Annotated in this window: 10 protein-coding genes; 5 read left to right on the forward strand and 5 right to left on the reverse strand. The window is 73.8% G+C overall.

Translation table 11 applies throughout. The features are described 5' to 3' along the window. Window positions 1-402: hemerythrin domain-containing protein (locus tag EF918_RS29995; RefSeq protein WP_148141279.1), on the reverse strand; the 402-nt coding region annotated here is incomplete at its 3' end. Between the two features lie 183 nt (window positions 403-585). Between EF918_RS29995 and EF918_RS37350 the strand changes: the two genes are divergently transcribed. From EF918_RS37350 to EF918_RS30010, 4 genes are read left to right on the forward strand one after another with little or no spacing between them, the layout of a single operon-like run. Further along, window positions 586-741 (forward strand): DUF6131 family protein, encoded by a 156-nt coding sequence (locus EF918_RS37350; RefSeq protein WP_185921983.1) that lies wholly within the window; start codon window positions 586-588, stop codon window positions 739-741. A 31-nt stretch (window positions 742-772) separates the two neighbouring features. After that, window positions 773-1,486 carry a nucleotidyltransferase family protein gene (locus tag EF918_RS30000; protein WP_260610804.1) on the forward strand — a complete coding sequence of 238 codons (714 nt, stop codon included), beginning with the start codon at window positions 773-775 and terminating at the stop codon, window positions 1,484-1,486. Further along, complete coding sequence (locus tag EF918_RS30005) at window positions 1,483-1,746, forward strand: hypothetical protein (protein WP_125652078.1); 264 nt, start codon at window positions 1,483-1,485, stop codon at window positions 1,744-1,746. Before EF918_RS30000 ends, EF918_RS30005 begins: the two co-directional genes overlap by 4 nt. Then, window positions 1,743-2,483 (forward strand): metallophosphoesterase, encoded by a 741-nt coding sequence (locus EF918_RS30010; protein ID WP_125652079.1) that lies wholly within the window; start codon window positions 1,743-1,745, stop codon window positions 2,481-2,483. The genes EF918_RS30005 and EF918_RS30010 overlap by 4 nt, the downstream gene beginning before the upstream one ends. 73 nt (window positions 2,484-2,556) lie before the next feature. On the opposite strand, the gene EF918_RS30015 is transcribed toward EF918_RS30010, so the two are convergent. The 4 genes from EF918_RS30015 to EF918_RS30030 all read right to left on the reverse strand — a co-directional run bounded on the left by EF918_RS30015 (window position 2,557) and on the right by EF918_RS30030 (window position 6,095). Then, window positions 2,557-3,522 carry a TIGR03557 family F420-dependent LLM class oxidoreductase gene (locus EF918_RS30015; protein WP_125652080.1) on the reverse strand — a complete coding sequence of 322 codons (966 nt, stop codon included), beginning with the start codon at window positions 3,520-3,522 and terminating at the stop codon, window positions 2,557-2,559. Window positions 3,523-3,537: 15 nt separating this feature from the next. After that, entirely contained in the window at window positions 3,538-4,116 is a 579-nt protein-coding gene (locus EF918_RS37355; RefSeq protein ID WP_185921984.1) for a hypothetical protein, read from the reverse strand. A 5-nt stretch (window positions 4,117-4,121) separates the two neighbouring features. Next, window positions 4,122-4,676, reverse strand: a complete 555-nt coding sequence (locus EF918_RS30025) for a hypothetical protein (RefSeq protein WP_125652081.1) — start codon at window positions 4,674-4,676, stop codon at window positions 4,122-4,124. Between the two features lie 72 nt (window positions 4,677-4,748). Next, window positions 4,749-6,095 (reverse strand): cytochrome P450, encoded by a 1,347-nt coding sequence (locus EF918_RS30030; protein WP_125652082.1) that lies wholly within the window; start codon window positions 6,093-6,095, stop codon window positions 4,749-4,751. 420 nt (window positions 6,096-6,515) lie between these two features. On the opposite strand from EF918_RS30030, the gene EF918_RS30035 reads away from it, so the two are divergent. Further along, window positions 6,516-7,067, forward strand: a complete 552-nt coding sequence (locus tag EF918_RS30035) for a hypothetical protein (protein ID WP_125652083.1) — start codon at window positions 6,516-6,518, stop codon at window positions 7,065-7,067. Window positions 7,068-7,110: the final 43 nt, after the last annotated feature.

The raw sequence follows: 7,110 nt of genomic DNA on the forward strand, positions 1-7,110 counted from the left end.
ATTCATGATTGTGCTGGGAGTGATTCTGCTCATCGTCGGCTTCCTGACCGGCATCTCGATCATCTGGACGATCGGCATCATCCTGGTCGTGCTGGGCCTGATCCTGTGGGTGCTGGGCGCGGCCGGGTCCAGTTCCTCCAGCCGCTTCATCATCTCCTCGGCCGCGGCGTGGTCCGCGATCTCCTTGTCGGCGATGCGGTCACCGCCGTCGAGGTGCTCGCGGACGGCCGGGTACAGGTACTGCTCCTCCGCCACCGAGTGGCGGACGAGTTCGATGGTCAGCTGGTCGGCGATCTCCCGGCGCTGCTCCGGCGCCGTCGTCCCCGCCAGCTTCCGGAAGAAGTCCTTGACCTCGTCGTGATCGGCGGTGAGTTCGCGCACCACGTCTCCACCGTGTCCCATGGTCGGTCCGCCTCCTGTGCTGATCGGGTCCGGGCCCGTCGCCCGGACGCTCGGACCCGCGCCTTCCCACTGGCCCCACCCTCATGCGTCGGCCGCAGGTTCCGGTTCGGATGCATAGGACGGCAGGAAGGTGGTAGACGCAGGGCGTCCCCGTTGCAGGGGGCCATGGCCCGGGAGGTATTCATGATTGTGCTGGGAGTGATTCTGCTCATCGTCGGCTTCCTGACCGGCATCTCGATCATCTGGACGATCGGCATCATCCTGGTCGTGCTGGGCCTGATCCTGTGGGTGCTGGGCGCGGCCGGGCACGCCGTGGGGGGCCGTACCCATTACTGGTGACGCCGCCCAGGCACCCCCTGGCGTCCCCGGCGTGCTCGTACCGCCGGGGACGCCCGGTCCTGCCCCACCGCGCGACGACGCGCTGCCGAAGGACCACACGCAGGCGATCCTGGAGACCACCAAACAGGTGGCGGCCCTGCTGAAACGGTCCGGGAAGCCGTTCGCCCTCGCCGGCAGCGTGGCCGCGTTCGCCCACGGCCTGCCCGCCAGTTTTCAGCACGACACCGACTTCTGCGTCCGTCCCGAGGACGCCGACGCGGTGATCGAGGCCCTGACCCAGGGCGGCATCACGATGCGCCGGGCACCCGAGGACTGGCTGGTGAAGGGCCGCTCGGGCGGGGAGGAGATCGACCTGATCTTCCAGTTGGCCCGCCGTCCGGTCAGCACGGAGCTGCTGGAGCGGGCGACGGTCAAGGCGGTGGACTCGGTGTGGATGCCGGTCCTGTCGCCGACCGATCTGATGGACAGCCGCCTCGCCGCGCTGTGCGAGCACTACTGCGACTTCGGCGAACTGCTGCCGATGGCCCGGATGCTCCGCGAGCAGATCGACTGGGCCCGGCTGGACCGGGCCCACCGGGCCTCGCCGCTCGCCGACGCCTTCCTCCACCTGCTCGACCGGCTCCGCGTCATCGAGCGGCCGGACGTCCACGGCGACCCGGAGGTCGGCGAAACGGACCTCGGCGATCGGGACGGGGCCGGCCCGGTCGGCTCGCGTACGACGGACAGAACGGAGACGGCGGTATGAACACGGCCGGGAACCCCGGGAACATCGAGTACCGCATCGAGCACCTGCGCGACCGCCTGGCCCGCGAGGAGCTCGCCGAACTCGGCGTACGGATCGAGCCGCACGGCTCCGGTGCGATGGTCCGGGGCTGCGTCAACGACGCGGCGGCCCGGACGGCCGTGCTGATGGTCGTCGCCGAGGAACTGGCCGGCATCGACTGGCACGCCGATCTCACCGTGAGCTGGCCGCGTCCGCCCGACCGGGCCGAGGAGCTGGCATGATCCGCGTGGCGGCCGTCGGGGACATCCACCTCGGGGTGGACAGCGCCGGGCTGTTGCGGCCGGCGTTCGAGACCCTCGGCGACCATGCGGACGTGCTGCTCCTGGCCGGAGACCTGACCCGGCACGGCACCCGTGAGGAGGGCCGGGTGGTGGCCGCCGAGGTGGCGGGCCTGCCGGTCCCCGTGGTCGCGGTGCTCGGCAACCACGACTACCACAGCGACCAGGAGAAAGCCGTCACCGAGGAGCTCCGCGCCACGGGGGTGCAGGTGCTGGAGGGCGACGGCGTGCTCCTCGACCTCGGCGGAACGCGGGTCGGGATCGCCGGGACCAAGGGGTTCGGCGGGGGCTTCGCCGGGCGCAGCGGCAGCGATTTCGGCGAGCCGGAGATGAAGGCCTTCGTCCGGTACACCCGGGGCTGCGCGGCCGCCCTGGGCCGGGCGCTGTCCGAACTCCAGGAGGCGGGAGCGGCATTGCGCATCGCGCTCACCCACTACTCCCCCGTCCCGGACACCCTCGCCGGCGAACCGCCGGAGATCTTCCCGTTCCTCGGCAGCTACCTCCTGGCGGAGGCCATCGACGCCGAAGGCGCCGACCTGGCGGTCCACGGCCACGCCCACCTCGGCACGGAGCACGGCATGACCGGCGACGGCGTACCCGTCCGCAACGTGGCCATGCCGGTCATCGACCGCGCCTTCGCCGTCTACCACCTGGGCAACCACCTCCACGCGCGGCGGTGACAGCGGCGCGCGAGCGGTGACAGCGGCGAGGTGCGCTCACAGCTTCCTGCGCTCTGCGCTCACAGCTCTCGGCTCACAGCTCCCGCAGGGCGGGCAGGAGCTTCGCCTCGGCCCACTCCAGGAACGGGACCTGGTGGTCCCCGCCGATCTGGACCAGGGCCACCTCGGTGAACCCCGCGTCCGCGTACGCGCGTACCGCCGCCACCACGGCGTCCACGTCGTCCCCGCAGGGAATGGTGTCCGCGAGGTCCTCCGGGCGGGTGTGGCGCGTCGCGGCGGCGAACCCGGCCGGGCCGGGCAGCTCCGCGTTCACGGCCCACCCGCCCACGGACCAGCGGAACTGGTCGTGGGCCCGGGCGAGGGCCGCGGCGTGGTCCGGGTCGTAGCAGACCGGGAGCTGCCCCACGCAGGGCTTGCCGGCGCCCCCGTGCTCTTCGAACGCCGTGACGAGGTCCCGGTCCGGGGCGACGGCGACGAGCAGGTCGCCGTGGCGCCCGGCCAGCGCGCAGGAGCGGGGGCCGGAGGCCGCGATGCCGATCGGCGGCGGCTCGTCGGGGAGGTCCCACAACCGGGCGTCGTCGACATCGAAATGCAGGCCGTGGTGGCTGACCGAGCCGCCGGCGAACAAGGCGCGGACGATCTCCACCGCCTCCTCCAGCCGCTCCAGCCGGACCCGGGCGGCCGGCCAGCCGGCCCCGACGACGTGCTCGTTGAGGTTCTCGCCGGACCCCAGACCGAGCCGGAAGCGTCCTGCGGACAGCAGCTGCACGGTGGCCGCCTTCTGGGCGACCACCGCGGGGTGGTAGCGGAAGGTCGGGCAGGTCACGTACGTCATCAGCGGGATCCGGGAGGTGGCCTGCGCGGCGGCGCCCAGGACGCTCCACGCGTACGGGGAGTGGCCCTGGGAGTCCAGCCACGGGAAGCAGTGGTCGGAGACGACGGAGAAGTCGAACCCTGCCCGTTCGGCGCCGACCACGTGCTCCACGAGGGCGCGCGGACCGGCCTGCTCGGTCATCATCGTGTAGCCGATGCGCACCATGGCCCGCACCGCCTCCTAGGTGCTGAGCAACCGGTTGAAGAACGACCGGTAGCGCTGGAGGGCCAGGCGCAGGTCCTCGGTGGCCACTTCCCCGCCGCTCTGCCACTGCTTCTCCAGGGCGTCCTTGTGCTCGGAGAACGTGCCGGCCAGGTGCTGCATGACGGAGGCGACCAGGCTGTCCGCGGCGCGGACGGCCTCCTTGGGGTCGTCCACGAAGCCGCCCTGGATGCTGCTCCACTGGTCGCGGAACTCCGCCGCCTCGTGCTCCGGCATCAGCGGCTCCTCGTCGGCGAGGTCACCGCTCGGCCCGCCCGCGCCGGCGGTGTCCTCGGCGCTCCCGGCCTCGGCGGTGCCGGCGATCTCGGCGGTACCGCCGGTGCCACCGGTGCCACTGACGTCACCGGTACCACTGACGTCACCGGCGTCGCCGGCGTCACCGGGGTCACCGGTTTCGCCGGTGACGCGGGCGTCGTCCTCAGGTGTGGCCTCGCCCGGGTAGGCGGCGGCGCCGGTGCCCGGGCGGGCCAGGTCCTCGGTCGTCAGTGCGTCGTCCGGCGCCGTGCTCCGGGCACCGGTGTCGATCTCGTCCCGCATGGTGCTCACTCCTTCCGGCCGGAACCGGCGGGGACCAGGAGCTCCTCGAAGAGCGCCCGGTAGTGGACCATCGCTCCGCGCAGTTCCTCGGTGGTGGCCGCGCCACCACGGTTCTGGCGTACCTGTACCTCGTGCGCCCGGCGGTAGTGGTCCAGCGTCTGCGCGTGCTCCACGGAGAGGTCGCGCACGCGCTGCTCGAAGTCCTCCGTGGGGTAGCCGCGGTCCCGCATCACACGGATGACCAGTGCGTCGGCCTCGCCGACCGCCTGCTCGGGCCGGTCCACGAAGTGCTCCTGCACCTGGGTCCACTCCTGCGCGTAGGAACGCCGGGTCTCGGCGGGCAGTTCGTGCAGGTCCAGCTCGTCGTGCCGCTGCTTGCGCGAGTGCAGCTCACGGTCCGCCGCCAGCGTTCCGCCCTTCTCGTCCCGGGCGAGTTCGTACTCCGAGCCGAACTCGTGCTGCAGCCGCCGGTGGCGCAGGAAGAGCCACAGCCCCACGAGCAGGGCGATCAGTACCAGGGCGCAGGGGATGATGATGGCAAGCAAGGTTCCGGTCGACATCGCGTCCTCCAGTGCCTCGGTCGATGCTGCCCCGCGCCTGCCCGCCGGATCCCGCAGCAAACGGCCTCCGGCTCAGCCCGCCGTGAGGAGGCGGGCCGGCGTGGGTCCGTCCGGGCGGACCGTGATGCTGTACGCCGCGCCGGGCGGGACGGAGCGAAAGCGCGGGGTGCGGGCCGGCAGGAGGTGTTCCAGGAGGACGGTGGACTCGCGGAGCGCGAACTGAAGGCCCAGGCAGGCCCGGGGGCCGACCCCGAACGGGTAGTAGCTGCCCGGGTGGGTCGGGCGGCGGCCCGGTGTGGTGAAGCGGGCCGGGTCGAAGCGGGCCGGGTCCGGCCACAGTTCGGGGTCGCGGTGGGTGAGGTAGGGGCAGACCAGGACGTCCGTGCCGGCCTCGATCCGGTACCCGGCGAGTTCGTCGTCCTGCGCGGCGCAGCGCGGCAGGATCCAGGCGGACGGGTAGAGGCGCAGGGTCTCGTGCACGAGGGCCTGGACGGCCTGGCGGCGTTCGGCGGAGCCGTCGGGGCCCGCGGCGAGGGCCCGTTCGCGTTCCTGGGGGTTGCGGTCCAGCAGGAGGTGGAGCCAGGTCAGGGTGGAGGCGGTGGTCTCGTGGCCCGCGACCAGCAGGGTGACCAGCTCGTCCCTGATCAGGCGGTCGGTGTACGCCGGCCGGGTCCGCGCCGCGTCGAGCAGGACGTGCAGCAGGCCCGGCCCGTCGGGCCCGGCCGCGCCGGTACGGGCGGCGGCGACGGCCCGGGCCGTCACGGCGTCGATCCTGGCCAGGTCGGCCGCGACGGCGTCCGGTGCGGCGGAGCCGTCGACGGGCAGCTGCGGCAGCGCGGCCACGACGGCCGGTACGGCGGCCAGTTCGCGTGCGGTGGCGGGGTCGAGCGGGTACCCGGTCAGCGACCGCCAGATGGTGTCCAGCGCGAACCGGCGCATCTCCTCCCCGACGTCGAAGACCTCGCCCGTGCGCGCGTACGCCGCCCAGCGCGCGGCGGCGGTCCGGGCGGCCCCGGCGATCCGCTGCTCGTAGCGGCGCATGCCCCGTCCGGTGAACTGGGACTGCAGCAGCCGCCGCTGCCGCTGCCAGGCTTCGCCCGTGGCGGCCAGGACCCCGTCGCCGATCAGCAACCGGGCGCGGTGCGAGCGCTTGACGTAGCGGTCGGGGTGCAGGGCCAGGACGTGCTGCACGGCCCGCGGCTCGGTGACCACCACCGTCAGGCGCGGCCCGAGCCGCACCCCGGCGACACCACCGAGCCGTTCCCGCGCCCGGGCGAACAGCTCGACGAGCTCCCCTCCCCCGGCCCGCCACGCGGCGACCTCATCGTCCTCCAGCTCGGGAACCGGGACACCGCCGGCCCTCGGGGAGGGGTTCGGGAGGGATCCGCTCGGCAATCCGGGACGGGCTGGGGTGACCACGAGCAGCTCCTGTTTCCTCGGGCGGGCGCACCGGACGGACCGCACCGCCACGGCGGGCCTCACGCACTGTAGGCGAACGCGAGCGGGGGGCGACAGGTGGCCAGGCCTGCGGCGCCGGGCGGGGGGCAGCGCGCGGGCCGCGGCCGCGGACGCCCGGACGCCGGCCGGCCCCGGTCAGCACGGTGCTCGGCGCGGCGCAGCCGGGCGCCGGTGCCGCAACACCACCGCCCCCGCCCCCACCGGCCCCTCGGCCCGGGCTCGCATGTCGGCGCCCGGTGGCGCGGGATGGCGCCATATGGCGCCATGGGGGCACTGAAGCGGTACCGATGGCACCACCCATCCGGTCGGTCCGGCACCGAGCGGCGCCACGTGGCGCCATATCCGCTTGCCATGGCGCCACTTTGGTGTCACGATAGAGCCATGGACCTGACCCCCTACGTCGACCACCTCCGCCACGAGCTGGCGGTCGCCGCCAACGCCGGTGGGGACGAAGCCCGCGCCCTGGCCGAGCGGCTGACCGCGCCGCTGGAGTCGGCCGCACGGCTGACCCTGCTCAATGCGCTGTCCGCCGCCTCGGACGAGATCACCCGGGAGTTGGCGCCCGGCTCGGTGGACGTACGGCTGCGGGGGCTCGACCCCGAGTTCGTGGTGACGGCCCCGCCGGCCCCGGAGCCCGTCGGCGAGCCCGGCGGCGAAGTGGCGCCATCCGTGGCGCCGGCCGTGGTGCCGCCCCTCGCGTCGCCCACGTCCGCCGGGGGCGACGCCGACGAGGGTGGCACCGCCCGCATCAACTTCCGCCTCCCCGCCCACCTCAAGGCCCGGGTGGAGGAGGCCGCCGGTCAGGAAGGCCTGTCCGTCAACGCCTGGCTGGTCCGGGCGGTGGCCGTGGCCCTGGAACCGGGCGCGGCGCCCGCCCCGCCGACCACCCGCGGCCCGCGCATCGGCCAGAGCTACCGCGGCTGGGTCCGCTGACCCGCGGCCCCACCGACCCGCCGACGCGCACCACCTCTCGCAC

It is taken from the genome of Streptomyces sp. WAC06614, from assembly GCF_003949795.1.
In the GTDB taxonomy this organism is placed as follows: Bacteria; Actinomycetota; Actinomycetes; order Streptomycetales; family Streptomycetaceae; genus Streptomyces.

Coding starts and splice junctions, on each gene's coding strand:
- EF918_RS30035 (WP_125652083.1), top strand. CDS start 6,516: ATGGACCTGACCCCCTACGTCGACCACCTCCGCCACGAGCTGGCGGTC.
- EF918_RS30010 (WP_125652079.1), top strand. CDS start 1,743: ATGATCCGCGTGGCGGCCGTCGGGGACATCCACCTCGGGGTGGACAGC.
- EF918_RS30025 (WP_125652081.1), bottom strand. CDS start 4,676: ATGTCGACCGGAACCTTGCTTGCCATCATCATCCCCTGCGCCCTGGTA.
- EF918_RS30015 (WP_125652080.1), bottom strand. CDS start 3,522: ATGGTGCGCATCGGCTACACGATGATGACCGAGCAGGCCGGTCCGCGC.
- EF918_RS30005 (WP_125652078.1), top strand. CDS start 1,483: ATGAACACGGCCGGGAACCCCGGGAACATCGAGTACCGCATCGAGCAC.
- EF918_RS37350 (WP_185921983.1), top strand. CDS start 586: ATGATTGTGCTGGGAGTGATTCTGCTCATCGTCGGCTTCCTGACCGGC.
- EF918_RS37355 (WP_185921984.1), bottom strand. CDS start 4,116: ATGCGGGACGAGATCGACACCGGTGCCCGGAGCACGGCGCCGGACGAC.